General features: G+C 40.6%; 29 protein-coding genes, 1 tRNA gene and 3 pseudogenes. 19 read left to right on the top strand and 14 right to left on the bottom strand.

Features of this window, described 5'->3' with window-relative positions:
• Positions 1 to 5 precede the first annotated feature (5 nt).
• From trpD to trpA, 5 genes are read left to right on the top strand one after another with little or no spacing between them, the layout of a single operon-like run.
• A complete protein-coding gene (gene trpD / locus BWR56_RS07415) occupies positions 6 to 1,010 on the top strand; it encodes an anthranilate phosphoribosyltransferase (RefSeq protein WP_076984760.1) in 1,005 nt (334 codons plus the stop codon).
• Positions 1,007 to 1,774 (top strand): indole-3-glycerol phosphate synthase TrpC, encoded by a 768-nt coding sequence (trpC, locus tag BWR56_RS07410; protein WP_076984759.1) that lies wholly within the window; start codon positions 1,007 to 1,009, stop codon positions 1,772 to 1,774. The genes trpD and trpC overlap by 4 nt, the downstream gene beginning before the upstream one ends.
• The gene (locus BWR56_RS07405) at positions 1,761 to 2,360 is read left to right on the top strand and encodes a phosphoribosylanthranilate isomerase (protein ID WP_196769359.1); all 600 of its coding nucleotides are present in this window, start codon (positions 1,761 to 1,763) and stop codon (positions 2,358 to 2,360) included. The genes trpC and BWR56_RS07405 overlap by 14 nt, the downstream gene beginning before the upstream one ends.
• Positions 2,338 to 3,561, top strand: coding sequence for a tryptophan synthase subunit beta (gene trpB / locus BWR56_RS07400; RefSeq protein ID WP_076984757.1), 1,224 nt, complete (start codon positions 2,338 to 2,340; stop codon positions 3,559 to 3,561). Before BWR56_RS07405 ends, trpB begins: the two co-directional genes overlap by 23 nt.
• Complete coding sequence (trpA, locus tag BWR56_RS07395) at positions 3,554 to 4,330, top strand: tryptophan synthase subunit alpha (RefSeq protein WP_076984756.1); 777 nt, start codon at positions 3,554 to 3,556, stop codon at positions 4,328 to 4,330. The genes trpB and trpA overlap by 8 nt, the downstream gene beginning before the upstream one ends.
• On the opposite strand, the pseudogene BWR56_RS09860 reads toward trpA, so the two are convergent.
• From BWR56_RS09860 to BWR56_RS07385, 3 genes and pseudogenes are all read right to left on the bottom strand, one after another.
• A pseudogene (locus BWR56_RS09860) lies at positions 4,302 to 4,418 on the bottom strand (prepilin peptidase); the annotation flags it as partial. The gene trpA and the pseudogene BWR56_RS09860 overlap by 29 nt on opposite strands.
• A gap of 143 nt (positions 4,419 to 4,561) precedes the next feature.
• Positions 4,562 to 5,278 (bottom strand): EcsC family protein, encoded by a 717-nt coding sequence (locus BWR56_RS07390; protein ID WP_081390681.1) that lies wholly within the window; start codon positions 5,276 to 5,278, stop codon positions 4,562 to 4,564.
• Between the two features lie 51 nt (positions 5,279 to 5,329).
• A complete protein-coding gene (locus tag BWR56_RS07385; RefSeq protein WP_076984754.1) occupies positions 5,330 to 5,986 on the bottom strand; it encodes a prepilin peptidase in 657 nt (218 codons plus the stop codon).
• Positions 5,987 to 6,055: 69 nt separating this feature from the next.
• Here BWR56_RS07385 and BWR56_RS07380 point away from each other — a divergent pair, with 69 nt between their 5' ends.
• Both BWR56_RS07380 and BWR56_RS07375 read left to right on the top strand, forming a co-directional pair.
• Entirely contained in the window at positions 6,056 to 6,511 is a 456-nt protein-coding gene (locus tag BWR56_RS07380; protein ID WP_076984753.1) for a GNAT family N-acetyltransferase, read from the top strand.
• A gap of 126 nt (positions 6,512 to 6,637) precedes the next feature.
• Positions 6,638 to 7,060: pseudogene (locus BWR56_RS07375) on the top strand (thiol-disulfide isomerase); the annotation flags it as partial.
• A gap of 119 nt (positions 7,061 to 7,179) precedes the next feature.
• Here BWR56_RS07375 and BWR56_RS07370 read toward each other — a convergent pair.
• The 5 genes from BWR56_RS07370 to BWR56_RS07350 form a co-directional block, all read right to left on the bottom strand.
• Positions 7,180 to 7,383 (bottom strand): CsbD family protein, encoded by a 204-nt coding sequence (locus tag BWR56_RS07370; RefSeq protein ID WP_076984752.1) that lies wholly within the window; start codon positions 7,381 to 7,383, stop codon positions 7,180 to 7,182.
• 41 nt (positions 7,384 to 7,424) lie between these two features.
• Complete coding sequence (locus tag BWR56_RS07365) at positions 7,425 to 8,009, bottom strand: Asp23/Gls24 family envelope stress response protein (RefSeq protein WP_000072931.1); 585 nt, start codon at positions 8,007 to 8,009, stop codon at positions 7,425 to 7,427.
• Between the two features lie 11 nt (positions 8,010 to 8,020).
• Complete coding sequence (locus BWR56_RS07360) at positions 8,021 to 8,191, bottom strand: DUF2273 domain-containing protein (protein WP_000454669.1); 171 nt, start codon at positions 8,189 to 8,191, stop codon at positions 8,021 to 8,023.
• 10 nt (positions 8,192 to 8,201) lie between these two features.
• Entirely contained in the window at positions 8,202 to 8,765 is a 564-nt protein-coding gene (gene amaP / locus BWR56_RS07355) for an alkaline shock response membrane anchor protein AmaP (protein WP_076984751.1), read from the bottom strand.
• A 99-nt stretch (positions 8,766 to 8,864) separates the two neighbouring features.
• A complete protein-coding gene (locus BWR56_RS07350) occupies positions 8,865 to 9,101 on the bottom strand; it encodes a GlsB/YeaQ/YmgE family stress response membrane protein (protein ID WP_000964741.1) in 237 nt (78 codons plus the stop codon).
• A gap of 296 nt (positions 9,102 to 9,397) precedes the next feature.
• On the opposite strand from BWR56_RS07350, the gene BWR56_RS07345 reads away from it, so the two are divergent.
• Positions 9,398 to 10,879, top strand: coding sequence for a M protein trans-acting positive regulator PRD domain-containing protein (locus BWR56_RS07345; RefSeq protein ID WP_076984750.1), 1,482 nt, complete (start codon positions 9,398 to 9,400; stop codon positions 10,877 to 10,879).
• 133 nt (positions 10,880 to 11,012) lie between these two features.
• On the opposite strand, the gene BWR56_RS07340 is transcribed toward BWR56_RS07345, so the two are convergent.
• Together BWR56_RS07340 and BWR56_RS07335 are read right to left on the bottom strand one after the other, a co-directional pair.
• A tRNA-Lys gene (locus tag BWR56_RS07340) sits at positions 11,013 to 11,085 on the bottom strand.
• Between the two features lie 263 nt (positions 11,086 to 11,348).
• A complete protein-coding gene (locus BWR56_RS07335; RefSeq protein WP_076984749.1) occupies positions 11,349 to 12,620 on the bottom strand; it encodes a replication-associated recombination protein A in 1,272 nt (423 codons plus the stop codon).
• Positions 12,621 to 12,735: 115 nt separating this feature from the next.
• On the opposite strand from BWR56_RS07335, the gene BWR56_RS07330 reads away from it, so the two are divergent.
• From BWR56_RS07330 to BWR56_RS07290, 9 genes and pseudogenes are all read left to right on the top strand, one after another.
• Positions 12,736 to 13,206, top strand: coding sequence for a DUF3013 family protein (locus BWR56_RS07330; protein WP_076984748.1), 471 nt, complete (start codon positions 12,736 to 12,738; stop codon positions 13,204 to 13,206).
• Positions 13,207 to 13,243: 37 nt separating this feature from the next.
• A complete protein-coding gene (locus tag BWR56_RS07325) occupies positions 13,244 to 13,786 on the top strand; it encodes a hypothetical protein (RefSeq protein WP_076984747.1) in 543 nt (180 codons plus the stop codon).
• Positions 13,787 to 13,835: 49 nt separating this feature from the next.
• The gene (locus BWR56_RS07320) at positions 13,836 to 14,270 is read left to right on the top strand and encodes an NUDIX hydrolase (protein ID WP_076984746.1); all 435 of its coding nucleotides are present in this window, start codon (positions 13,836 to 13,838) and stop codon (positions 14,268 to 14,270) included.
• Entirely contained in the window at positions 14,267 to 14,668 is a 402-nt protein-coding gene (locus BWR56_RS07315) for a hypothetical protein (protein WP_076984745.1), read from the top strand. Before BWR56_RS07320 ends, BWR56_RS07315 begins: the two co-directional genes overlap by 4 nt.
• Positions 14,647 to 15,597, top strand: coding sequence for a 50S ribosomal protein L11 methyltransferase (gene prmA, locus BWR56_RS07310; protein WP_076984744.1), 951 nt, complete (start codon positions 14,647 to 14,649; stop codon positions 15,595 to 15,597). The genes BWR56_RS07315 and prmA overlap by 22 nt, the downstream gene beginning before the upstream one ends.
• Before the next feature lies 1 nt (position 15,598).
• Positions 15,599 to 16,342, top strand: a complete 744-nt coding sequence (locus BWR56_RS07305) for a 16S rRNA (uracil(1498)-N(3))-methyltransferase (protein WP_076984743.1) — start codon at positions 15,599 to 15,601, stop codon at positions 16,340 to 16,342.
• 10 nt (positions 16,343 to 16,352) lie between these two features.
• Positions 16,353 to 18,170, top strand: a complete 1,818-nt coding sequence (pepF, locus tag BWR56_RS07300) for an oligoendopeptidase F (protein WP_076984742.1) — start codon at positions 16,353 to 16,355, stop codon at positions 18,168 to 18,170.
• Positions 18,171 to 20,691: 2,521 nt separating this feature from the next.
• Positions 20,692 to 21,051, top strand: a pseudogene (locus BWR56_RS10120) (choline-binding protein C); the annotation flags it as partial.
• 218 nt (positions 21,052 to 21,269) lie between these two features.
• Positions 21,270 to 21,938 carry an MIP/aquaporin family protein gene (locus BWR56_RS07290; protein ID WP_049505631.1) on the top strand — a complete coding sequence of 223 codons (669 nt, stop codon included), beginning with the start codon at positions 21,270 to 21,272 and terminating at the stop codon, positions 21,936 to 21,938.
• Between the two features lie 96 nt (positions 21,939 to 22,034).
• Here the strand turns inward: BWR56_RS07290 and trxA are convergent, their stop codons facing one another.
• From trxA to BWR56_RS07275, 3 genes are all read right to left on the bottom strand, one after another.
• Positions 22,035 to 22,349: a thioredoxin gene (gene trxA, locus BWR56_RS07285; RefSeq protein ID WP_001029580.1), complete on the bottom strand. Its 315-nt coding sequence runs from the start codon at positions 22,347 to 22,349 to the stop codon at positions 22,035 to 22,037.
• Positions 22,350 to 22,364: 15 nt separating this feature from the next.
• Positions 22,365 to 22,586, bottom strand: a complete 222-nt coding sequence (locus tag BWR56_RS07280; RefSeq protein WP_049505632.1) for a DUF4649 family protein — start codon at positions 22,584 to 22,586, stop codon at positions 22,365 to 22,367.
• Between the two features lie 99 nt (positions 22,587 to 22,685).
• Positions 22,686 to 23,066: a MarR family winged helix-turn-helix transcriptional regulator gene (locus tag BWR56_RS07275; protein ID WP_049505633.1), complete on the bottom strand. Its 381-nt coding sequence runs from the start codon at positions 23,064 to 23,066 to the stop codon at positions 22,686 to 22,688.
• Positions 23,067 to 23,262: 196 nt separating this feature from the next.
• Here BWR56_RS07275 and BWR56_RS07270 point away from each other — a divergent pair, with 196 nt between their 5' ends.
• Both BWR56_RS07270 and BWR56_RS07265 read left to right on the top strand, forming a co-directional pair.
• Positions 23,263 to 23,637: a CidA/LrgA family protein gene (locus BWR56_RS07270; RefSeq protein ID WP_049505668.1), complete on the top strand. Its 375-nt coding sequence runs from the start codon at positions 23,263 to 23,265 to the stop codon at positions 23,635 to 23,637.
• On the top strand, positions 23,634 to 24,329 hold the full coding sequence (locus BWR56_RS07265; protein WP_049505634.1) for an LrgB family protein: 696 nt from the start codon (positions 23,634 to 23,636) through the stop codon (positions 24,327 to 24,329). Before BWR56_RS07270 ends, BWR56_RS07265 begins: the two co-directional genes overlap by 4 nt.
• Before the next feature lie 51 nt (positions 24,330 to 24,380).
• Here BWR56_RS07265 and gggC read toward each other — a convergent pair whose 3' ends face one another.
• Complete coding sequence (gene gggC, locus BWR56_RS07260) at positions 24,381 to 25,928, bottom strand: streptosactin export ABC transporter GggC (RefSeq protein WP_076984741.1); 1,548 nt, start codon at positions 25,926 to 25,928, stop codon at positions 24,381 to 24,383.
• Positions 25,929 to 26,016 lie beyond the last annotated feature (88 nt).

Raw genomic sequence — 26,016 nt, 5'->3', positions numbered from 1 at the left:
CTAGGATGAAAGAGATTATTGAGAAATTAGCAAAATTTGAAAATTTATCAGGTGTGGAAATGACGGATGTCATTGAGCGTATCGTTACTGGACGTGTCACTGAAGCGCAGATTGCTTCTCTCCTCTTGGCACTTAAGATGAAGGGGGAAACACCGGAAGAACGCACAGCCATTGCCCAAGTCATGAGAGGCCATGCCCAACACATTCCAACTGAAATCCATGACGCTATGGACAACTGTGGTACTGGTGGGGACAAGTCCTTCAGCTTTAACATTTCGACAACTGCAGCCTTTGTCTTGGCTGGTGGCGGCATTCATATGGCCAAGCACGGTAACCGTTCGATTTCTTCTAAATCGGGTTCGGCAGATGTCCTTCAAGCCTTGGGTATCAATCTAGACCTCAAACCAGCTGAACTTGGTAAGGTTTTCGATAAAACTGGAATCGTCTTTCTCTTCGCTAAAAATATGCACCCAGCAATGAAATACATCATGCCCGCTCGTTTGGAGTTGGGAATTCCAACGATTATGAACTTGACTGGTCCACTGATTCATCCAATGGCCTTGGAAACACAGTTGCTTGGTATTAGTCGTCCAGAACTGCTAGAAAGTACAGCTCAGGTATTGAAAAATATGGGTCGCAAACGTGCAATCGTAGTTGCTGGACCAGAAGGGCTTGATGAAGCTGGCTTGAACGGAACAACCAATATTGCTCTTCTTGAAAATGGCGAAATAACCTTGTCAAGCTTCACTCCAGAGGATTTGGGAATGGAACGCATTGCAATTGAGGACATTCGAGGAGGAAACGCTCAGGAAAATGCAGAAATTTTGCTTAGCGTTCTTAAAAATGAACCAAGTCCATTCTTGGAAACTACAGTTTTAAATGCTGGTCTTGGTTTCTATGCTAATGGTAAGGTAGATAATATCAAGGAAGGAGTTGCCTTGGCTCGCGAAGTCATTGCTAGTGGCAAGGCCCTAGAAAAACTTAGACTGTTACAGGAGTACCAAAAATGAGTCAGGAATTTTTAGCACGAATTTTGGATCAGAAGGCGCGTGAGGTTGAGCAGATGGAGCTGGAGCAAATCCAGCCCTTGCGCCAAACCTATCGCTTGGGTGAATTTTTGAAGCATCATCAAGACCGTTTGCAGGTGATTGCAGAAGTCAAGAAAGCTAGCCCTAGTCTGGGAGATATCAATCTCGATGTGGATATTGTGCAACAGGCCCAGACTTATGAAGCGAATGGCGCAGTGATGATTTCAGTTTTGACAGATGAAGTTTTCTTTAAAGGGCATTTGGATTATTTACGGGAGATTTCCAGTCAGGTAAACATTCCAACGCTCAACAAGGACTTTATCATCGATGAAAAGCAAATCATCCGTGCTCGCAATGCCGGCGCGACAGTTATCTTGCTCATCGTCGCGGCCTTGTCAGAAGAACGCCTCAAGGAACTGTACGACTACGCGACAGAGCTTGGTCTGGAAGTCTTGGCGGAGACTCACAATCTAGCTGAACTGGAAGTGGCCCACAGACTTGGAGCGGAGATTATCGGGGTCAACAACCGCAATTTGACCACCTTTGAAGTCGACTTGCAGACCAGTGTAGACTTGGCTAAACACTTCAAAGATGATTGCTTGTACATATCTGAATCTGCTATTTTCACAGGGCAGGATGCGGAACGAGTAGCACCGTACTTTAACGGAATTTTGGTAGGGACAGCTCTTATGCAGGCAGAGGATGTGGCTCAAAGAATCAAGGAGTTGCAGATTGACAAAGGTTAAGATTTGTGGACTATCGACCAAAGAAGCGGTAGAGACAGCCGTATCAGCAGAGGCGAATTACATCGGTTTTGTCTTCGCACCTAGTAAAAGGCAGGTGACCTTGGAACAAGCTGCTGAGCTGGCAAAGCTCATTCCTGTCAATGTTAAAAAGGTTGGTGTATTTGTTTCACCAAGTCGAGCTCAACTGCTAGAAGCGATTGACAAAGTTGGCTTGGACTTGGTTCAAGTTCATGGTCAGGTAGGGGATGATTTGCTTGAGGATTTACCTTGTGCCAGCATTCAGGCGGTGCAGGTGGATGGAGATGGTCATGTGCCTCATTCTCGGGCAGATTATCTACTCTTTGATGCTCCTGTGGCAGGAAGTGGTCAGACATTTGACTGGGGCCAACTGGATACGACAGGACTAGCTCAGCCCTTCTTTATCGCAGGTGGGCTTAATGAAGATAATGTAGTAAAAGCAATTCAACACTTTGCTCCCTATGCAGTAGATGTATCGAGCGGAGTGGAGACAGATGGACAAAAAGATCAGGAAAAGATTAGAAGATTTATAGAGAGGGCAAAGAATGGCATATCAAGAACCAAATAAAGATGGATTTTACGGAAAATTCGGCGGACGTTTCGTCCCAGAAACATTGATGACAGCAGTTTTGGAGTTGGAGAAGGCCTACCGCGAAAGTCAAGCAGACCCAAGTTTCCAAGAGGAATTAAACCAACTCTTGCGTCAGTATGTAGGGCGTGAAACTCCCCTTTACTACGCAAAAAACTTGACCCAGCATATCGGCGGAGCCAAGATTTACCTCAAACGGGAAGACCTCAACCATACAGGTGCCCACAAGATTAACAATGCCTTGGGACAGGTTCTTCTGGCTAGACGCATGGGTAAAAAGAAAATTATCGCTGAAACAGGTGCTGGTCAGCACGGTGTGGCAACTGCAACTGCTGCAGCTCTCTTCAACATGGAATGTACCATCTACATGGGTGAAGAGGATGTCAAACGCCAAGCCCTCAATGTTTTCAGGATGGAGCTTTTGGGAGCCAAGGTAGAGGCCGTGACAGATGGTTCGCGCGTGCTCAAGGATGCAGTTAATGCAGCCCTTCGTTCATGGGTAGCTAACATTGATGATACTCACTATATCCTTGGTTCTGCCTTGGGGCCTCATCCTTTCCCAGAAATCGTTCGTGACTTCCAAAGTGTCATCGGTCGAGAGGCTAAACAACAGTACCGTGACTTGACAGGCCAAGCCCTACCAGATGCCCTAGTAGCCTGTGTTGGTGGTGGTTCTAATGCTATCGGACTCTTCCATCCCTTTGTAGAAGATGAGTCAGTAGCCATGTATGGGGCTGAAGCAGCTGGACTTGGTGTGGATACAGAGCACCACGCAGCTACCTTGACCAAGGGACGTCCAGGTGTTCTCCATGGTTCTCTTATGGATGTGCTCCAAGATGCGCATGGTCAAATTCTTGAAGCCTTCTCTATCTCAGCAGGTTTGGACTATCCTGGTATCGGTCCAGAACATTCTCACTACCACGATATTAAACGTGCCAACTATGCTCCTGTGACAGACGAAGAAGCCTTGGAAGGGTTCCAACTCTTGTCTCGTGTGGAAGGGATTATCCCAGCCTTGGAATCTAGCCATGCTATCGCTTTTGCAGTGAAATTGGCCAAAGAACTCGGTCCAGACAAATCCATGATTGTCTGTCTATCAGGTCGTGGGGACAAGGATGTGGTCCAAGTCAAAGACCGCTTGGAAGCAGATGCAGCAAAGAAGGGAGAAGCCCATGCCTAAGACACTAACAGAAAAATTGAATGCTATCAAAGCAACCGGAAAAGGAATTTTCGTTCCCTATATCATGGCTGGAGACCATGAAAAAGGTTTGGAAGGTCTCGGTGAAACAATCCACTTTTTAGAAGATTTGGGTGTTTCAGCTATTGAAGTGGGCATTCCCTTTTCAGATCCTGTTGCAGATGGACCTGTGATCGAAGAAGCAGGCTTGCGCAGTCTAGCTCGCGGGACTTCTACCCAGACTTTGGTTGAAACCTTGAAAACCATTCAGACTGAGGTGCCACTGGTCATCATGACCTACTTTAACCCCCTCTTTCAGTACGGTGTGGAGAAATTTGTCAAAGATCTGACAGGTACAGCCGTTAAGGGATTGATTATCCCAGACCTGCCTCATGAACATGCCAACTTTGTGGAGCCTTTTTTGGCAGACACAGATATCGCTTTAATTCCCCTAGTTAGTTTGACGACAGGACTTGAGCGTCAGAAAGAGTTGATCAAGGGAGCGGAAGGTTTTATCTATGCCGTTGCCATCAATGGGGTGACAGGGAAATCAGGCAATTACCGAGTAGACTTGAACAAGCACTTGTTGCAACTGCATCAAGTAGCAGATATCCCAGTCTTGACAGGTTTTGGCGTATCTAGTCAAGCCGATGTGGAACGCTTCAATGCGGTATCAGATGGCGTTATCGTCGGTTCGAAAATTGTAAAAGCTCTCCACCAAGGAGAGCCGATTGAGAACTTTATCAAACAAGCAGTAGCTTACCAAAAATAATCAAACAAGTAGCAAGTAAGAGGAAAGGCACAAAAGGAAGTCTTTCCTTTTTCTTTTGCAGGAGAAAGGCTAAAATCCCTGCCGCAGAAAGCTACGAAAGTACTTTGATTTAGTTATTGAAATCAGTTTAGAAGATTTTAAATGTGTAAAAAAGCCCTCTAAGAGTAAGAGAGCAATAATATGGTGTATTTAAACCGATAAACAAAATATATTAAAATAGAAATAAGGGAGTTATTGTATTTCGTCTATATCAATGATCAAATTGTCTCCAAGATTAATTCCGTTAGGTGTGAAAACGCTTAGTGCATGATTTGCAATAACTTGTGTAGAAACAGTATCAACTCCTGCACCAATAAGTGCACCTGCAACAGGAATCATTTTTCCTAGATTTACTACTCCCTTTTCTCCAAATTTTGTGACTAATCTGAATCCAACTGCTTGATTGATTTTCTTTAGCACCTCTCCAGGAACTTTTTTAATCATGCCTTGAGCCAATTTTTCAGCAACTACAATTCCAGCTTTCTTGGCAATATCAGCTACAGTAGTTCCTGTAAGTGCCGCATATACAAAGGTCTGAACCTGGTCACTTTTTAGGTCATATCCACGCATATAGGCAATAGTTGCAATCATCCTCATTTGAACGAGAATGACAGATGTAATATTTGCAGGAATAGTTACTGGTAGTGTCAAAAAACCTCCGAAACCAGTGACAAAGCCAGAGAGAGCGGCCTTACTGGTTTGAAAAGTAATCATTTTAGAAATGGCAGTATCAACATCATCATATTTAAGATAGTCATCTGCTAATTCTTGAATAGTTTTCTGTCCAGGAATTCCATTAATAGTTGTATCGTATGCCCAATCTAGGACTTGCATCATAGAATTTTCATCAATTTTTGGGACATCTAGTTTTGGTAATTCAAAATTGATGTTTGGTAATTCGAATTTCATAATAATTCTCCTTGTTATGGATATAATTAGTATACACTATTGTGTTTTGATTTACAATATTAATTTACACCAAATAATCACACAAGTAGCAAGTAAGAGGAAAGGCACAAAAGGAAGTCTTTCCTTTTTCTTTTGCGAAAGAAAGGCTAAAATCCCTGCCGCAGAAGCAAACTGGATCAAGATGAGTAATTCGGTCGCGCTAAAGACGAGAGCACAAGAAGCCAGAAAGAGAAAATCCCCTGCGCCCATGCGAATATCGATAAAATGGGCTATGATTCCTAGAACAAGGAAGAAGAGCATAATCAGACTCCAACCACAGAAAGCCATGAGGATTAGATGGAACGTCAGCCAGACTAGTAAGGGATATTCCTGATGGCGAAAGTCGTAGATGCCCAAGGTCAAACCAGCAGTGATTAGGATGACTTGACCCAAGGAAATCCACCCCCAAGACCAAGCTAGAAAGAGGAGTCCTAAGCCTAGTTCAAAGAGGGCATACCAGAATGGATAGCGAATCTTGCAGTAGCGACAGCGAAAACGATTAACCACCTGCGAAAGGATAGGAATCAAATCTAGCGGACGCAAGCGAGTTTGACAGGAATCGCAGTGGCTAGAAGGAAAGATAATAGACTGCTCTGGAAAACGGTCAATGACCAAACCCAAGAAAGAAGCGAGAATGCTCCCGACAAGAAAAAAATAAAGATCAATCATACTTATCTATTCGTAAAAAATAGGAGAAGTAGTATAATAAAGAAACATAGATAAGATGGTGAGGTCAAGATGACAATTCGTTTTGAAGAAAATGTGAGCCCAGAAAGTGCTCAACTCGTATGCCAATGGTCTAACTCCCTTGGCAAATCCTTTCAAGAACAATGGATGGGACCAATGATTCCTTTTCCCTTGACCATTCAAGTCTTGCAAGATTTGGAAGGAATCTTTTCAATCTTTGATGGACAAGAGTTTGTGGGGCTTATCCAGAAAATCAGGCTAGAAGACAGGAATCTTCATATCGGGAGATTTTTTATCAACCCCCAGAAACAGGGACAAGGCTTAGGTAGCCAGGCTTTAAGGAAATTTGTTAGTTTGGCCTTTGAAAATGAAAACATAGATACTATTTCTCTAAATGTCTACGAGGCAAATCAAACAGCTCACAAGCTTTACCAAAAAGAAGGATTTGAAATCGTTCAAATGGTTGAAACACCTATACGAAAATACATCATGAAAAAAGGTAGATAGCAGTCACTTGAGATAGAGTCCCAAGGATATCCGAGTATAAGGCAGTTACCTTTCAAAGTTGGAAACAAGATTTCTATGATTTCTTAGATAGAGGAGATAAAAATGTCGAGACCTAGAAAAATATGAATCTTACTCGCTTCTGTACTTGCCTTAGTTGTTGGTATCAATCATTATTTTCAGTATCAAAGCCACCAAGAACGCTTCCAATTAAAGACTTTCTTTGAAGAAAAGGACACTATAGCTGTCTTACAACATTTAATGGATTCAGGAAAATATGCGTCTGACATGCGAAAAGCAGGCTATGTCGTTCCTCCCGACGGTGCTATCCGCTTGGATGGAGGAATTGACTCTATAGGGATAAAAGGAGACATCGATTTGAAAATGTTGAATCCTAGTAGGGATGAAGTCTCGGTTTTATTTGAAACAATGGTAAATGAGGAAAAAATAAATGTCTACTATATTTTAGACAATCAATTAACCCTGAAACGTAGATACTATTCTCATATTAGGAATCAAAATAAAGAAAGTGTGAACATCTCTCAAGCCGATTGACAGTTCCTTTTAAGGAAGATACGGAATCGTTTTTAGGGTCCTATATACAAAAAAAGAGGACATTTGCGGTCCTCTTTTTGACTACTATATATAAAAAGGTCAATTAATGTTTAGCCTTATTTTTCGTCTTTGTGAAGCATGTTTTTAACACCTTCAATAGCGCCTTCAACAGCATCTTTAGCATCTTCAGCAACTTCTTTTACTTTAGAAACAACTTTTTCAGCTGTTCCTCCTTTTTCCATTTTTTCATCGCCAATCATTTTGCCGACACCTTCTTTAATGGAACCTTTTGCTTGGTTTAATTTTTCTTCTGTTGACATGATTCTGCCTCCTTTAAATTGATTGATTTAGACCAGATGAATTAGTGTACGCGAGCATTTTCCTTTGCTTCGCCCTTAACGGCTTCAACACCTTCGCCTACTTTTTCTTGAACAGCAGCAACACCTGAACCGATACCAGATTTCACTTTTTCAAATTGTTCTGAAGCAAATTCTCCTGTTGAAGAAGCCACGTCAGTTACTCGGTCTTGAAGGCTAACTGAATCTGCTTCATGCTGTTCCTTCGTTTTGATATCAACAACATTCACATTGACTTCAACAACTTCTAGATCAGTCATTTTTGTAACTTGTGATACGACAACATCTTTGATTTCTTTGTACAAAGCTGGAACATTTTTTTGGTATTCAACAACAATGTTCAAGTCAACTGCGACTTGTTCTTTCCCAACTTCAACATTGACACCATGAGTGACATTATCTGTATTGATAATTTTTTCTGTTAGATTAGAGAAGAATCCTCCATCCACATCCAAAAGTCCAGGTACTTTTTCAAGTGAAAGACCAATGATTTTTTGGATGACTTTATCCTCATAAGTGAGTTCCCCTTTAACATCTTGAGAAACAACAGCGACATCTTTTTTTTCTACATTTTTATCTACGTTTGACATACGAGACTCCTTTATTTATTTAAATATTTTTCCTTAACATAGTATCCAGCAAATGCTCCTAAGGCTCCACAAATTAGTACAAATAGTGTTTTGAAAAAGCCAAAGGATAAGATAAAGCAAGCGAGAATGACACCTACTAAACCTGCAATGATTGGATACTGGTATTTTTTAAACCATTCCATTTTTACTTCCTTACTTTACACGACTAACAGTCTTTTTGGTCGTTTTTCGAGGTTCAACTTCTTTTACTTTAACTTCAAGTTTTACCTCACGTTCAATACCAAAGAACTGCTTTAATCCATGAGTTATTTCATTCTGAATGACTAGACATCGATTTGAGATGTTGTCTGAAGGAAGAATTTTCCCTTCAACAGAAACGAAACATTTATTTTTGCGGCTATTTACATGGACCGTTGGTTCTTTCATCAACTGATGATCAATGACCAAACATCGAACAAAGCCTTCGATAGCTGAATTTTTTAGTTTTAATGTATCTTCTTGAGTTTCTAATTGAATCTCTAGATATTGTTTAGGATAAAAGAGTATCACTAAGATTGAAATTAACACTAAAACAGATAGGACAAGTGTCCCCCAAAAGACATATCTAGCAATCAGAAATTCAGCGTAGAAATCTCTCCAACTGAATAAGTGGATATCTAAATCACTGACCTGATGATAATCTATGAGAATAGGAAGGAAAATAGTCAAGATTAAGATACAGAAAATAAGTAACAATATTTTCTTTGATTTTGACATATTAAATCCTTTCAAATGAAAAGCTTTAAACCATAATTTTACCCGTCTACAGTATTCAAAATTATGGCTTATCACTTTTAATGTTCTATTAGGTAAGGCTTATTTTTTACCAAATAGAAATGAAACGACTGCAACAACAATCACTGCACCAACGATTGACGGAATAATAGCCATTCCAGCCAATGAAGGTCCCCAGCTACCTAGAAGTGATTGCCCTACAGATGAACCGATAAGACCTGCAAAGATATTTGCAATCAATCCCATTGAACCCCCTTTTTTAGTGATTGCACCTGCGATGAGACCAATAAGACCTCCTACAATAATGGACCACAACATAGTGTATCCTCCTTTTCTATTTCTAAATCAAAGAGTCAATTTCTTTGATTGAACTAATTATATAGTATTTCAACTTGGAAACATAATAGTTTGTCTTGAATTACGTACCGTAAAAATGCACTTTAGATACAAATAAATAAGAAAATCTTGATGCTGCTGGATTTCTAAGGGATTAGACTGGTCTTTTTATGACAAGCAAAAGTCGTTGTAAGAGGATAAATGGACTCCATGTGGTATAATTGCATGAAGATTGAAAGACAATCGTTTAGTTTATTATAAAGAGAGAAAAGCTATTCATGAGAGATTTATTATCGAAAAAAAGTCACAGACAATTAGAATTATTGGAATTACTATTTGAAAACAAACGCTGGTTTCATATTTCAGAACTAGCAGAATTATTGCACTGTACAGAACGTTCTGTAAAAAATGACTTGTCCCATGTCAGGTCTTCTTTTCCTGACTTGATATTTCATTCCTCAACAAACGGCATCCGTATCATTAATACCGATGATAGTGATATTGAGATGGTCTATCATCATTTTTTTAAGCATTCAACCCACTTTTCAATTTTAGAATTTATCTTCTTTAATGAAGGATGTGATACTGATAGTATTTGCAAAGAGTTTTATATCAGTTCTTCCTCTCTTTACCGTATCATCAGTCATATTAATAAAATTATTAAGAAGCAATATCGTTTTGAAATTAGCCTCAATTCAGTTCGAATCACTGGAAATGAAATCGATATCCGTTACTTTTTTGCCCAATATTTTTCAGAGAAATATTATTTCCTTGAATGGCCCTTTGAAGATTTTTCTGTAGAACCCTTGTGTAAGCTGTTGGCACTGGTCTATAAAGAAACTGCATTTCCAGTCAATTTCGCCACTCAACGAATGTTAAAGTTGCTCCTCGTTACAAATTTATACCGAATAAAGTTTGGTCATTTCTTGGAAGTTGAGAAAAATTCTTTTAACAATCAATTGTTGGAATCTTTCATGCAGGCAGAAGGAATCGAAGACATTGTAGCGATCTTTGACTCTGAATATCATATCTCTTTGAATAAAGAAGTGATCGGTCAACTGTTTGTATCCTATTTTCAAAAAATGTTTTTCATAGACGAAGAAGTATTTCTCAACCATGCAAAAACAGACAGCTATGTGAAAAAATCGTATCAGTTATTGGGAGATCTAGTAGATCAGGTATCAAGAGAGTATAGTCTCCAAGTAGACAATAAAGACAATCTGATTTGGCATATGCACAATACGGCACATCTGCATCGCCAGGAATTATCAACAGAGTTTATCTTATTTGATCAAAAAGGCAATACAATCAAGAACTTTCAAAATATTTTCCCTCGCTTTGTTTCGGAGGTGAAGGAAGGGATTGAACATTACCTAGAGACTTTGGATATGGATTACAATTCAATGAAAGTCAATCACTTGAGCTATACTTTTATTACCCATAGCAAACACTTAGTGTTAAATCTTTTACAAAATCAACCTAAATTAAAGGTTTTGGTTATGAGTAATTTTGATCAGTATCATGCAAAATCAGTAGCAGAGACACTTGCTTACTATTGCAGCAACAATTTTGAACTGGAGGTCTGGAGTGAATTAGAGTTATCACTTGATGCTCTAAAAGAATCACCTTACGACATCATTATTTCTAATTTTATTATTCCTCCTATTGAAAATAAGAGATTGATCTATTCCAATAATGTCAATACAGTCGCTCTCATCTCTTTGCTTAACGCAATGATGTTTATTCGACTAGACGAGTAACTAAGAATAACAAAAAACGCTACATAGCGTTTTTTGTTTTATAAGAAAAGAATTTCCTCTATACTAGACTCAGAATATCCTAAGAACTTAAACAAAAAAGCCCTGAAACCAAGGCTTTTCCTGTTGATTTAGATGCCCCCTGCAGGGCTCGAACCTGCGACCCATAGATTAAGAGTCTACTGCTCTACCAACTGAGCTAAGGAGGCAAAGAAAAAGCTGTATTGGTGCCGAAACTTCACGGTTTGTATTGAACCCGCGCAATTAAGCAGGTGGGCAACTCGCTCTAACTGAAGCTGTTTCCGTGTGAGACGGCCTACATGCTGTTAGAAGACTTTTGTTTCCCTAATAATACAAAAAATAGTCGGTCAACACTTAAGTGTGAAGTCGTACACCACAGCGTTTCTATGTTTATATGATACCACTTTTTCAAAAAAAATCAAGAGGAAAATGCAATTATTTGAAAAGGATTTCACAAGTCCCGTAATTTATCAATGGTTTCCTTGCGTTGAGCTAAAGCCCGTTCGTATTTGCCAGTATCTTCCGGAGTGAAGTAGTGCTGGTCTTTGATTTTTTCTGGCAGATAGTCTTGCTTGACCCAGTTTCCAGGATAGTTGTGCGGATAGAGATAGTTTTGGGCGTTCCCAAGTTCCTTGCTTCCACTGTAGTGGCCATCGCGCAGGTGTCGAGGGATAGGCAAATGCCCTGATGTTTTGAGATCAGCAAGGGCCTTGTCCATGGCCACATAGGCTGAGTTGGATTTTGGAGAGAGGGCCAAGTCAATCACGACATTGGCAATGAGAATGCGAGCTTCTGGGAACCCAATCTTTTGAGCAGCATCTAGAGCAGTTACGGTATGAATCTGAGCTTCAGGATTGGCCAAACCGATATCTTCATAAGCAATAACAGTCAAGCGACGAGCGAGACTAGGCAGATCCCCAGCCTCAATCAAGCGGGCCGCGTAGTGGAGACTGGCATCAACATCCGAGCCACGGATAGACTTTTGCAGGGCTGAAAGGACATCGTAGTGACCGTCCCCATCCTTATCCATGGTAATGTAACTCCTCTGCAGGCTGTTTTCCATGATATCCAGTGTGATATGGCGGATGCCCTTGTCATTTTCGGGAGTAGAGAGAACAGCCAAATCTAGCGAATTAAAAGCAGAACGCAGGTCTCCATTTGTAGAGGTCGCGATGAAATCAAGGGCATCCTCATCTAGCTCAACTGGGAAATCAAAACCACGCTCAGGGTCAGATAGAGCGATTTGAATCGCCTCTTTGACATCTTGGTTGGACAAGGGTTCTAATTCAAAAATCTGAACACGACTGCGGATGGCTGGAGTGACAGAAAAGAAGGGATTTTCAGTCGTAGCCCCAATCATGATAACCAGTCCGCTTTCTAAGAGTGGCAAGAGGAAGTCTTGTTTAGTCTTGTCAAGACGATGAATCTCGTCCAGTAGCAGAACTAGTCCACCTGAGAATTTAGCCTCTTCAGCAATTTCTTGCAGTCGCTTCTTACTATCGACTGTCGCATTAAAGGTCCGAAAGGCATACTTGGTGGTCCCAGCGATGGCAGAGGCGATACTGGTCTTTCCGATTCCTGGAGGTCCGTAGAGAATCATGGAGGACAGACGATTGGCTTCCACCATGCGACGGATAATTTTTCCAGGTCCGATTAGATGCTCCTGACCGATGACCTGGTCGATGGTTTTGGGGCGCATGCGAAGCGCGAGATTGTCTGGCATAGCAGTCCTTTCTAACATGGATTTTCTGATGTATATGTGGTAAGATGGTAGTATCTATTTTAGCATATTTCCGAGCAATCGGGGCGATTAAAGAGTCGCATAGAAAGAGGACAAAATGGCAACATACGGATTTTTAGATGTTTTAGAGGAAGAATTGGAGAAGAACTTTCCCTTTGACTTTGAGATTAGTTGGGACAAGCGCAACCATGCGGTAGAAGTGAGTTTTCTTTTGGAAGCACAAAACGCTGCAGGTGTGGAGATGGTGGACGAGGACGGAGAGGTATCATCAGACGATATCCTCTTTGAAGAAGCAGTCCTTTTCTACAATCCTGCCAAGTCAACAGTCAATGAGGAAGACTATTTGACAGTTATCCCTTACCTACCTAAAAAAGGTTTTTCTCGTGAATTTTTAAACTATTTTGCGCTATTCCTCAAAGACACTGCAGAGGTTGGGCTGGATGCGCTCATGGACTTTTTGGAAGACCCAGAAGCAGAAGAATTTGTCATGGAATGGAACCAAGAAGTCTTTGAAGAAGGAAAAGTCGGTTTGGAAGAAGGAGAATTTTACCCTTATCCGAGATACTAGGAAACTTTAAAAATAAGGAATTCAAAGAGGAGAGAGCATGTTAGAGAAAATCAAACAAATTTTTATGAGAAAGTCAGATAAATCTGAGTTTTCTTCCTCTTCTCTTCCTCGCAATCGCTTTGCGGATCTAGATTTCGAGCGAGTATTGAAGTTTGGAACTCGTCGCCTCGTTAATGAGGAGGGACGCTACGCAGAGGATGGTAAAATCACAGAACTTGAATTTCCTGAAGATTTTGCGGAATTTGAATTTCTAGTTGGTTTTAAGACGGAGGAAGAAGAGCAGTTTCAACAACTATTAGCTCGTTTAAATAGTATTGACAATGCCATTCAGTCTTGTTTGGAAAGTGAGATGCAACAACCCATCCCTCAGTTTGCCAAGGATTTGGGCTATACTCAGAAGAGGTGGGAAAGGACATTTTACTTCCATCCTTGGGTATTAAGTTTTGAGGAAAATCCGCCTAATCTTCGCTATGTTGCAGATTATGTAAATGATGAGTTTACCGTTTATTTTGCTAAAAAACATGGTAGATGGCAGGCATACTGGGATGCAGATTGCCAAAAGGTGATTGAAGAAAGCTAGCTAGGGGTTTTCTATAGAGTAGTAGTTATGATAAGAAAAGGTCATCATCATGGAATTATTGGATAAACACTTGGATTTTACGGGTTGTAAAATTGCCCTCTTTTGTGGAGATAAGCTACTGACCATCTTGCGTGATGACAAGGACAATATCCCTTGGCCCAATATGTGGGAATTGCCAGGTGGTGGTCGCGAAGGGGACGAAAGTCCTTTCGAGTGCGCAGCGCGTGAAGTTTATGAAGAACTAGGAATTCATCTGACTGAGGATTGCCTGCTCTGGAGTAAGGTGTACCCAAGTATGCTTTTTGAGGGGAAGGAATCCGTCTTTCTGGTTGGTAAGTTAACGCAGGAACAGTTTGATAGTATCGTCTTTGGTGATGAAGGGCAGGGCTACAAACTGATGGGCATTGACGAGTTTCTTGGCTCAGATAGGGTTGTACCCCAGTTGCAGGATAGAGTGAGGGATTATATGGAGGAAATGAAGTGATTTATATAATTGGAACAACGACGTTAAATAAAAAAGTTAAACGCAGACTAGAAACTGGGCAATACTCTAAGGAAGAGGCTACATTCATCTATATGGAATATTTAAAGTTAAAAAAACAAAGGGAAGGTGGCACTAAAGTAGCAGGGATTTCTATGGCCCTTATCTGGGGGTTGCTGTATGTTCTGTCTTTACAAGGTGAGAATAATCAAGCACTTTCATTTTCAGAATATTTTTTGTTTCTGATACTGTTTGAAGGAATTGTTCTATTTGTTTATTATCTTACGTTTGGTATTTTTAAACAGCAGATTCATAGTGCAATGAAAGAACACTATACAGATGTGATTGAAGAATTTGAGAAGAATAAGGAAAATACAAAATGGAAACATGGCAAGAGTTAAAAGTTACAGTGAAGCGCGAGGGAGAGGAGCTGGTCTCCAATCTCTTGATTGAGTTGGGGGCGCAAGGTGTTGCGATTGAAGACAGTATGGACTATGTGGGGAATGTCGACCGTTTTGGTGAGATTTTCCCAGAGGTTGAGCAACAAGAAGAAATCGTAGTGACAGCCTACTATCCGGATACGGTTGATGTGGCAGTGGTTGAGGCGGACTTGCAGGCTCGCCTAGCAGAATTGACCGATTTTATGGATCTAGGAGAGGTCAAGATGGGGACGACTGACTTGGCTGAGGAAGACTGGGCAGACAACTGGAAGAAATACTATGAGCCAGCTCGTATCACCCATGACTTGACCATCGTGCCGTCTTGGACAGACTATGAGGCGACTGCGGGAGAAAAGATTATCAAGCTGGACCCTGGCATGGCCTTTGGGACTGGGACGCATCCAACCACTAAGATGAGCCTTTTTGCCTTGGAGCAGGTTCTTCGTGGTGGCGAAACGGTGCTTGATGTGGGAACTGGTTCAGGTGTCCTCTCCATTTCCAGCTCGCTTCTGGGTGCCAAGGAAATTTTCGCCTATGACCTGGATGATGTGGCGGTTCGTGTCGCTCAGGAAAATATTGAGCTCAACCCTGGCATGGAGAATATACATGTAGCGGCTGGAGATTTGCTTAAGGGTGTTGAGATTGAGGCAGATGTGATTGTGGCTAATATCTTGGCGGATATTCTCATTCATCTGACAGACGATGCTTATCGTTTGGTCAAGGACGAAGGCTACCTCATCATGAGTGGGATTATCAAGGACAAGTGGGACATGGTACGCGAGTCAGCTGAGTCAGCTGGATTTTTCCTTGAAACCCACATGATTCAAGGGGAATGGAATGCCTGTGTCTTTAAGAAGACTAAGGATATTTCAGGTGTGATTGGAGGCTAACATGCAGCAGTATTTTGTCAAGGGTAGTGCAGTCTCTCCTGTCACCATTGAGGACAAGGAATCCAGCAAGCATATGTTTCAGGTTATGCGCCTGAAAGAAGAGGATGAAGTGACCTTGGTCTTTGATGATGGGATCAAGCGCTTGGCGCGCGTGCTAGATGTGGAAAATCGTCAGTTTGAGTTGGTCCAAGAATTAGCTGAAAATGTCGAACTTCCCATCCAAGTGACTATCGCATCAGGCTTTCCCAAGGGAGACAAGCTGGAGTTTATCACTCAAAAAGTAACGGAACTGGGTGCCAGCCAAATTTGGGCCTTCCCTGCTGACTGGTCAGTTGCCAAGTGGGACGGCAAGAAATTGGGTAAAAAGGTTGAAAAACTAGAAAAAATCACCCTTGGAGCGGCAGAACAAAGCAAGCGTAATATCGTTCCAAGTATCCAGCTTTTCGAGAAGAAAGCAGATTTTCTAACTCAGTTTGACCAGTTTGACTCTATTATAGTAGCCTATGAAGAATCAGCAAAAGAGGGAGAAGCCGCGGCCCTCTTACAAGCAGTCACTGGTCTTGAAAAGGGAGCTAAATTGCTCTTTATCTTTGGTCCAGAAGGCGGTCTCTCACCTGCAGAAATTGAAAGTTTTGAAGCTAAAGGAGCAGTCTTGGCAGGTCTTGGTCCTCGCATTTTGCGAGCGGAAACAGCACCGCTTTATGCCTTATCAGCCCTTAGTGTTTTAGTAGAATTAGAGAAATAAGAGGAAGAAAATGGAACAAAAACACCGTTCAGAATTTCCAGAAAAGGAACTTTGGGACTTAACAGCCCTATACCAAGACCGTGAGGATTTCTTGCGTGCAATCGAGAAAACGCGCGAAGACATCAACCAATTTAGCCGTGACTACAAGGGCAATCTTCACACTTTTGAGGATTTCGAGAAGGCCTTTGCGGAATTGGAGCAAATTTATATCCAGATGAGCCATATCGGTAATTACGCCTTTATGCCTCAGACGACAGACTATAGCAATGAAGATTTTGCTAATATTGCCCAAGCTGGGATGGAATTTGAAACAGATGCCAGTGTAGCCTTGACCTTTTTTGACGACGCCTTGGTGGAAGCTGATGAGGAAGTCTTGGACCGTTTGGGTGAATTACCTCACTTGACGGCAGCCATTCGTCAGGCCAAAATCAAAAAAGCCCACTATCTAGGTGCCGATGTGGAGAAGGCTTTGACCAATCTCGGTGAAGTTTTCTACAGTCCACAGGACATTTACACTAAGATGCGAGCTGGGGACTTTGAAATGGCTGACTTTGAAGCCTATGGCAAGACCTATAAAAACAGCTTTGTGACCTATGAAAATTTCTACCAGAACCACGAGGACGCTGAGGTTCGTGAGAAATCTTTCCGTTCTTTCTCAGAGGGACTTCGTAAGCACCAAAATACGGCTGCGGCAGCCTACTTAGCTCAGGTCAAGTCTGAAAAACTGTTGGCAGATATGAAGGGCTACGACTCGGTTTTTGATTATCTTCTAGCTGAGCAAGAAGTGGACCGTGCCATGTTTGACCGTCAGATTGACCTCATCATGAAGGACTTTGCGCCAGTTGCTCAGAGATACCTCAAGCATGTTGCCAAGGTCAATGGTCTTGAAAAGATGACCTTTGCAGACTGGAAATTGGACTTGGACAGCGCCCTTAATCCTGAAGTGACTATTGATGACGCCTATGACTTGGTCATGAAGTCAGTCGCACCATTGGGTCAAGAATACACCCAAGAAATTGCTCGCTATCAAGAAGAGCGCTGGGTGGACTTCGCTGCCAATAGTGGCAAGGATTCTGGTGGTTATGCGGCGGATCCATATCGCGTGCACCCTTATGTCCTCATGAGCTGGACTGGTCGTTTGAGCGATGTTTATACCTTGATTCATGAAATCGGGCATTCTGGTCAATTCATCTTTTCAGATAATCACCAAAGTTACTTCAATGCCCACATGTCTACTTACTATGTCGAAGCGCCATCAACCTTCAATGAATTGCTTCTCAGTGACTACTTGGAGCACCAGTCTGATGATCCACGTCAAAAACGCTTCGCTCTTGCTCATCGCTTGACAGACACCTACTTCCATAATTTCATCACCCACCTCTTGGAAGCAGCATTCCAGCGTAAGGTTTATACATTGATTGAAGAAGGAGAAACCTTCGGAGCAAGCAAACTTAACAGCATTATGAAGGAAGTCTTGACGGATTTCTGGGGAGATGCCATTGAGATTGATGATGATGCAGCTCTGACTTGGATGCGCCAAGCTCACTATTACATGGGCTTGTATAGCTACACCTACTCTGCTGGCCTTGTTATCTCGACTGCGGGTTACCTCCATCTGAAACATTCCGAAACTGGAGCTGAAGACTGGCTAAATCTTCTTAAATCAGGTGGTAGTAAGACACCGCTTGAGTCAGCCATGATTATCGGAGCGGATATCTCAACAGACAAACCACTCCGTGATACTATCCAATTCCTGTCAGACACAGTTGACCAGATTATCGCCTACAGTGCGGAGTTGGGGAATAAAATCATAAAAGTGCAACAATAGAATTATATTGTTGAGATTTTAGAATGATATTTATTTTTGGTGGTGATTAAAAAAAATTGAAGCAGGAATAGTATTGGTATTCTCTGTACTTTTATTTATACTATATAATAAGATCGTCCTAAAAATAGCTGAAGTCTGTACTCCTAAATACTCTCCTGAGAAGGAGTTATGTAGAGAGTACAGATGAAGAGTTACTCGTTTTATTTTGAAATATAAGTAAATATGTTAAAATTAATAATGTAAACGTTTTTAAAGAAAGGTTAATTTTATGAAAAAGGAACAAGTGCTGATTGGTTTGGGAGTTGCAACTGCAATAGTAACTACTTTTAATGGTCATGTCCAAGCAGATGAGGTTACAAATAAACAATCGAATAAAACTACTGTCAGTCAATCAGAGACCAAAAAGGATGTTGAAGTTTCAGAATCAGACGTTAAAAAGGCAGAAGTCAAACTAAATCAAGCAATTGAGGAAGAAAAGAATGCTCAGAAGATTGTTGATAAAACGCAACAAGAGTATGCATCTGCTGTAACAAATAAGAACAAAGCAGATGACGCTTTGAAACAAGCTCAAGAATTTGCTAAACAAGCTACACCTGAGAAAATTAAAAATGCAGAAAAGGATCTTGCCGCAAAACAAGTAACTGTCAAGAAAGCCGAAGAAAATTTGGCTGGAGTAAAACAAGGTGAGAAACAAGCTCAGACAAGTGTCGAGAACCAACAAACAGTTGTTAATAAGGCAAAAACTCAGGTTGATCAAAGAGCAGCAGACGTAAAAAAGGCACAAGACAAAGTAAGGGTAGCAGAGAAAGCTTTTGATTGGAATACATTACGTGAGGTGCAACAAACTGCTGAGAAATTAGATGCGAAGGTGAAAGCTGACCAAGCTAAAGTGAGTTCTTTAACTAGTGAGTTCTCAAAAGCACAACAAGAAAGAAAAGCACTTGTAGAAAGAGGAAATAAGAACCGTTCTACTCTTGAAAAGAATTTAAAATCAGCTGGGAATGAGTTTTTAACAGTTACGGTCCCTCACGAGATTCAATCAAATTCTGTTAGCGAGAGTGATTCCAAGACTCCGCCACTTGAGGAAAAAACTTTCGTAGGAAGAGATGGAAAGACCCTTTATGTTGCTGCGAACGAAGATGTGAATTTTAGCGGAGAAAGAACAGAAACTATCGTTGTCTCATCTAAAGATTATGTCAACGTTCCTCATGTGATTGATTATAAAAAGGTTTCTGAAGAAGTTCGTAAATACTTAATTGAATTGCGTAGAATCAATGGTATTGATATTCCAGTGCCAGCTGTGACTGACAAGGCTTTGAGATATGGAAAAGCAAGAGCAAATGAAATGGTGGCAAATAATAAATTGTCACATGATACAAAATTGAAAAATCAAGATTTTGGTTTTAAGGATGCGACTGAAAATGCAACAGCTGGTTCGGTTCCAGAAAAGAGTGTATTAAGTGAAAAAGAACTTGCTTATAAAGAGGTCTTATCTTACTTTAATGATTATAGTAATGCCTCGTTATATGGCTCATCAACTCCGAAAGAATCAAATACATTTAACTATGGTCATAGAATTCCATTGCTAGCAGCTTCTGGGACAGGGATGGCTGTCGGAGCATCCTCTAGCGAAAAAACAAGCTATGGAAATTATGGAGTATTAACATTTATTAGTGAAAATAAAGATGTTTATAGTACCCTACCTTCTGTGATTAGTCCATCTGAAAGAAGAAGTTATGTTTATAATGGTGAGACATATTATTATGATCCAAGCGATTCATATTCTCTAGCAAGAGCAGAAAATAAAGATAGTAATCCAGATTATAGCGAATTTTACTTTAATGGGAAACGAGTAAAATTCTTGCCTAAAATAACCTTCCGTTATGTTTGGAATGAAATCACACATCCTAAAAATCCAGCCTATACTAAAGCTAAAGAGGCTCTGGATAATTTTAACAGAAAACAAAGGAATGAAGAGACCATAGTAAATGGAAAAATATCGTCTTTCAACAATAATCTTACCATTGCTAAAACGACTTTAGATAAAGATAAAAAAGAACTAGACAAATCTAAAAAACGTCTTGTGGATTTGACAAAACAAAATGAAGCTAAGCTAAACGTTTTGAAATCAGCACAAGCAGAATTGAGTAAACAACAAACTTTGCTGAGTGCTGCTAAAACTGAGTTTTTGAAACAAGAGACTGAACTAAATCGATTGAAAGTAGTCAAAAACGATAAGATAAAATTCGTTAAGACTGCTGAACAATCACTTAAAAATGCTAAAAAAGAGTTGGATACAGAACATCAATATGTTACAAATCTCAAAAATGCTCCAAAAAAACTCGATGAAGCTAAAAAAAGTTTGATTATCGCTAAACAGAAGTTTGAGGAATCAAAAAAAGCACTTGAAAATGCAAATGCTAAATTAAAAAATGCAAAAGTTAAAAAGGAAACTGCTAAGAAAGAATACATCAAAGTATCTGAAGCCTATAAGTTAAAAGTAAGACTTGCTTCAAAAGGAAGTTGGATTCAATCATCTGGTCGTTGGTGGTATAGACATAACAATGGTTCCTATACATCTAATGGTTGGGAACTAATCGACAGTACATGGTATTATTTTGACAGTTCAGGATGGATGCAAACAGGCTGGGTAAAAACAGGCGGTTCATGGTATTATCTTAATTCTTCAGGTGGAATGCAAACAGGCTGGGTAAAAACAGGTGGATTATGGTATTACCTCAATTCTTCAGGAGCAATGCAAACAGGTTGGTTTAGTGTCTCAGGGAAATGGTACTATGCATATGGTTCAGGTGCCTTAGCAATCAGTACAACTACACCAGATGGATATCATGTCAATTATAATGGGGAATGGATTAAATAGAGAGTTCTATGCTATTTAAAAAGATTAATACAAACTCTCATTTTATTCAGTATAGTATAACCATCAAATATAGAGATTTACAACTAATTGCAATACATTAAAAATATACAAATTTTGAAAACAATATTGCAACATATATAAAATTTACAATCAATTTTCTTGAAACCCTTTCCTTCTTTTGATAGACTAATACATAGTTTGAAAAAAGGAGACTTATCATGAAAAAATTTGTTGCTGAATTAATCGGTACATTTATGCTTGTGTTCATCGGGACAGGAGCCGTTGTTTTTGGAAATGGTCTTAATGGCCTTGGACACCTTGGAATTGCTTTTGCCTTTGGTTTAGCAATTGTGGTTGCAGCTTTCTCAATCGGAACTGTTTCAGGTGCTCACTTGAACCCAGCTGTTTCAATTGCTATGTTTGTAAACAAACGTTTGTCATCTTCAGAACTTGTAAACTACATCCTTGGACAAGTAGTTGGAGCTTTCCTTGCGTCAGCTGCAGTATTCTTCCTCTTGTCTAACTCAGGCATGTCAACTGCTAGTCTTGGTGAAAATGCCTTGGCAAACGGTGTCACTGTCTTTGGTGGATTCTTGTTTGAAGTCATCGCAACTTTCTTGTTTGTCCTAGTTATCATGACCGTGACTTCAGAAAGCAAGGGAAATGGTGCGATTGCTGGTTTAGTAATCGGTTTGTCCTTGATGGCCATGATCCTTGTGGGATTGAACATTACTGGCCTTTCAGTAAACCCAGCTCGTAGCTTGGCTCCTGCTGTCTTGGTCGGTGGCACAGCCCTTCAACAAGTATGGATTTTCATACTTGCTCCAATTGTTGGTGGCGTTCTTGCAGCACTTGTTGCGAAAAATTTCCTTGGAACAGAAGAATAATTGAAACTCAAAAAGCCTTGCTCCTCAGTCTGAGGAACAGGGCTTTTTCTATGCAAACAAAAAAGCACTCCCATTTTGAATGGGAGTGTCTCGTGATTAGCTCAATTCAGCAATGATGGCCTTGATTTGTTCTGCAGTGTGAACTCCAGCAACTTGTTTCACCACTTGTCCGTCTTTTTTGAAGAGAAGGGTTGGGATAGACATGATTCCAAAGGCACGAGCTGTGTTTGGATTTTCATCTACGTCCATTTTAACGATTTTCAAGACATCTTCTGAAAGTTCTTCAGACAATTTATCCAAGATTGGACCTTGCATACGACATGGACCACACCAAGTTGCCCAGAAGTCTACCAAGACCAAACCGTCTTTTGTTTCTTGTTCAAATGTTGCATCTGTAATTGCTTTTGCCATTGTATTTCTCCTTTTTTAGTTATATTGGCTTAAATCTTGTTTCATGAGATAGAAGAAAACATCTCCATAAGTCCCATGGTAGTCCAAATCATGACCATTGTAGGTTAATTTTTGGACAGGGTAGTAGTCTGCGACGCCGATAAGGCAGGCGTGTTGAGAACGTTCAAAGTCTTGGTAAGACTCGAAAGTCATGCTTCTCTCTTGTTTGCTTGCGTCTAGATAAGTAATTTCGATCATATAAAACTCCTTTGTTCGATCTTGACTTTATTGTACTCCTTGAAAAGAGGAATGTCAAGAAAAATGATTGCGCACGCAACTTTTTTTAAAAAAATCTGATTACGAAATGAAATCAAGGCTCATTTCCAGTCTTTCTTCGACAGCCTTTTGCAGGTAAGCTAGAGTTGTCTGTCCCTCGTCAGTCAGGCAGATAAAGCTAGCCCGTCTATCCTGATCGCAACACCGACGACTAAGCAGGCCACAGTTTTTCTCTTCCAGGCGAGTCACCATTCGAGAAACTGCGCTTGGACTGAGATGAAGCTTATCTGGCAGGTCAATCTGCCGTAAAGATTTTTCATCAGCTAGGTCCAGATAGTAGAGCAGGTAAAACTCTTTCAAGGTCAACCTTTGTTCACTCTGCTGGGCAATAGTTTCTTCCAATAAGGCTTCCATTTCCTTTTGACGGCGGTTGTAGTCAAACCACTTTTCCAAATAGGTCATTGCTTTCTCCTTTCTTTTCAAAGTAAAAATCACAAAGTCATTACTGATTATCTTTGTAACACAAGATGATTGCGCATGCAATGATTATACTACTTTTAACTAAGTCTTGCAAGAAAGAAGAATTGCAATATTTCCTTGAAATTTTCTGAAAAAAGAGTAAACTGGTATGCAAGAAGTCTATTTCGTGGAGTTTAGGATGAAATTATATGTTCAATTAATGATTCTCTTTGTGATTTCTCTAATCGGTGAGGGAATCTCTAGTTTCTTTCATCTGCCCATCCCAGGCAGTATTATCGGCTTGATTATTCTCTTTCTAGCCCTGCAATTCAGGTGGCTAAGGACCAGGCATGTCAATATGGTCGGGAATTTCTTGTTGGCCAATATGACTATTCTCTTTTTGCCGCCAGCAGTGGGAATCATGGAAAAGTTTGATGTCATTGCCCCCTATCTCTTGCCCATCGTCTTGATTGTCTTTTTTGCGGCAGTCATCAACATTGTACTCATTGCCCTAGTGGTTCAGTTTATCAAGCGACGATTTGAGGGAGATTATGAGAAAGGAGATGCCAAATGAACGAATTTGTATCCAATCCTCTGTTTGGGATTGCATTATCTATCCTAGCTTATCTAGTGGGGATGTTGATTTACAGACGTTTTCCCCATCCATTGACAACACCCTTGCTGTTGTCGGCTATTTTTATCATTATTTTCCTTAAGGCGACGGGTATTTCTTATCAAGATTATTACCAAGGTGGGGTTTATCTGAACAACTTGATTGTCCCATCAACCGTGGCTCTAGGAATTCCGCTTTACAAGAGTTTTCACCTGATGAAGCACCATGCTCGAAGTATTCTCTTTGGTAGTCTGCTGGCAGTAGTTGTCAATACTTGCTTCACTGCCATAGTAGCGAAAATATTTGGTATGGATTTTTTCCTAGCCATTTCTCTCTTTCCCAAGTCAGTGACAACCGCCATGGCAGTGGGAATCACAGAAAAATTGCAAGGATTAACAACTGTAACCTTGGTCGTCGTAGTAGCGACTGGGATCTTAACCAGTGTTATCGGACCAACCCTTTTGAAGTGGTTGAAAATTGATGATCCAGTTGCGGTGGGACTTTCCCTCGGTGGGACCGGTCATGCTGTCGGAACGGGTACGGCCTTTCGATACGGCTCTGTAGCAGGGGCCATGGGTGGCTTGGCAATCGGTGTCACTGGAATTCTTTATGTCTTCGTCAGTCCCATTGTAGCCAGTTTGATCTTAAGTTAAAAAGCAAGGAAGCAGACTTCCTTGCTTTTTCCAATTTTACTTTGTAGAGATTTATTTTTCTTTGCTTAAATGAATGACTTGATCGTAGCGTTTTAAGTCTTCTTCTGTATAGTGGTGAATGACTTCAATTACCGTCTGAGGTAGCGAGAAGAGGAGGTCGCTAATCTTTTTGCTATTCTCTAAGTCAAGATTGGCCTTAATCTCATCAGCCAAGATGAGTTGGCTGTCGTGATAGAGCGCGCGAGCGATTTCGAGTCGTTGTTTTTCGCCACCGGATAGACTTTCATTGCTGAGAGTTCGATTTTTCAAATGTTCTAAACCAGTTGTCTTGAGGATATGATTCAGCCTTTCTCGTTTTTTAGGCATTCCTAGAAGGATATTGTCTTCCAGAGATAAAGTGTCAAAATAATGGCTATCTTGGAGGATATAGGAGCTAACGCTGGTGATTTCTTGGCGTGAAAGGCTTTTGCCAGCAAATGCAATCCATCCACTGGTCGGAGACACCTCGCCATGAATGGTATTGAGTAAGGTCGTTTTTCCAGAGCCACTTTCCCCGATAATGGCTATTTTTTCTCCTTGCTTGATGTACATGGAAAGAGGGGATAAAAGAACCTGTCCTTCTTTTACTAGAGAGATATTCTCTAGTTGGATGGGATAAATGTTTTGGAAGGTGCTAGCAGAAATAGGACTAGAATTTGTCAAAAGTACTTGGTACTTTTCACAGAGGTATTGTGTCGCCTTGCGAGTATTTGTAAAGTAGGCTAATTCTTGGAACTGATAGCCAATATTGTGAGAAACGAGATAAATGGCTACAAAACTGGCTGCGTTTAAATAACCATAATAGGTCATGAAACCACCGATGACGATAGGGGAAACGGAGCAAAAGGCATCGATGCTATTGATAAAGAGACTGTTTAGGGTACGTTGTTTCTCATATCTTATTTCCGCATCCAGACTAGCATGTAACTGATTTTGATAGCGGGCAAAAAAGAAGTCCTGTCCCTGATAATGACGAATCTGCTGGTTTCCTCTAATAAAGTTTGTGAGGCTAGTTAGGTAGCTCTGATTCATTTTTGATCGCTTTTCAGAAAGTGAGTCCAGGCGTTTTGACCCGATGGCACTGCAGAGGACGGGAAAGGAGTAGAAGAGAATAAAAATCAAGCCCAGGTAAAAATTAGTCCACAGAGCATAGAGGATGGAGACGGTTGTGAAACCAAGAGAAGAAATAATGATAACGGTCGGTTCAATATAGCTTTTTTCTAACTGGCTGACGTCGTTTTCTAAATCAGACAAAATATCCTTTTCAGCAATATCATAACTGCTGAGGAATCGCTTGAAAATAGCGCTTTTAATTCCATATTTGAAATCAGTAATCAAACGAGCGTAGTAATAGCGTTTTCCAGCTAGCCCCAGTAAGAGGATGAGGTTTCCAAGAATCCCCAAAATCAAAACTTTCCAAAGAAGTTCCAGTTCTTGATTGGTAAAACTAGCAACGATACTCTGAATGAGCGCTGGCGTAATAATCGCTTCCAGCCATGTGATTGCAATCGAAAAGAAGTAAAGTGTTAAGTGTTTCTTTGTGACATAGGTTCTTAGCATAAAGAGTAGACCTCCTAATCAATATACAGTAATCAGTCTTAAAGTTATTATACTCCTTTTTATCCACATTTTCATACAAAATATCTAA

Origin of the sequence: Streptococcus oralis (assembly GCF_001983955.1) — a bacterium.
In the GTDB taxonomy this organism is placed as follows: Bacteria; Bacillota; Bacilli; order Lactobacillales; family Streptococcaceae; genus Streptococcus; species Streptococcus jiangnanensis.
Note: the sequence above shows the minus strand (reverse complement) of the source record. Positions and strands in the feature narration are given on the sequence as shown.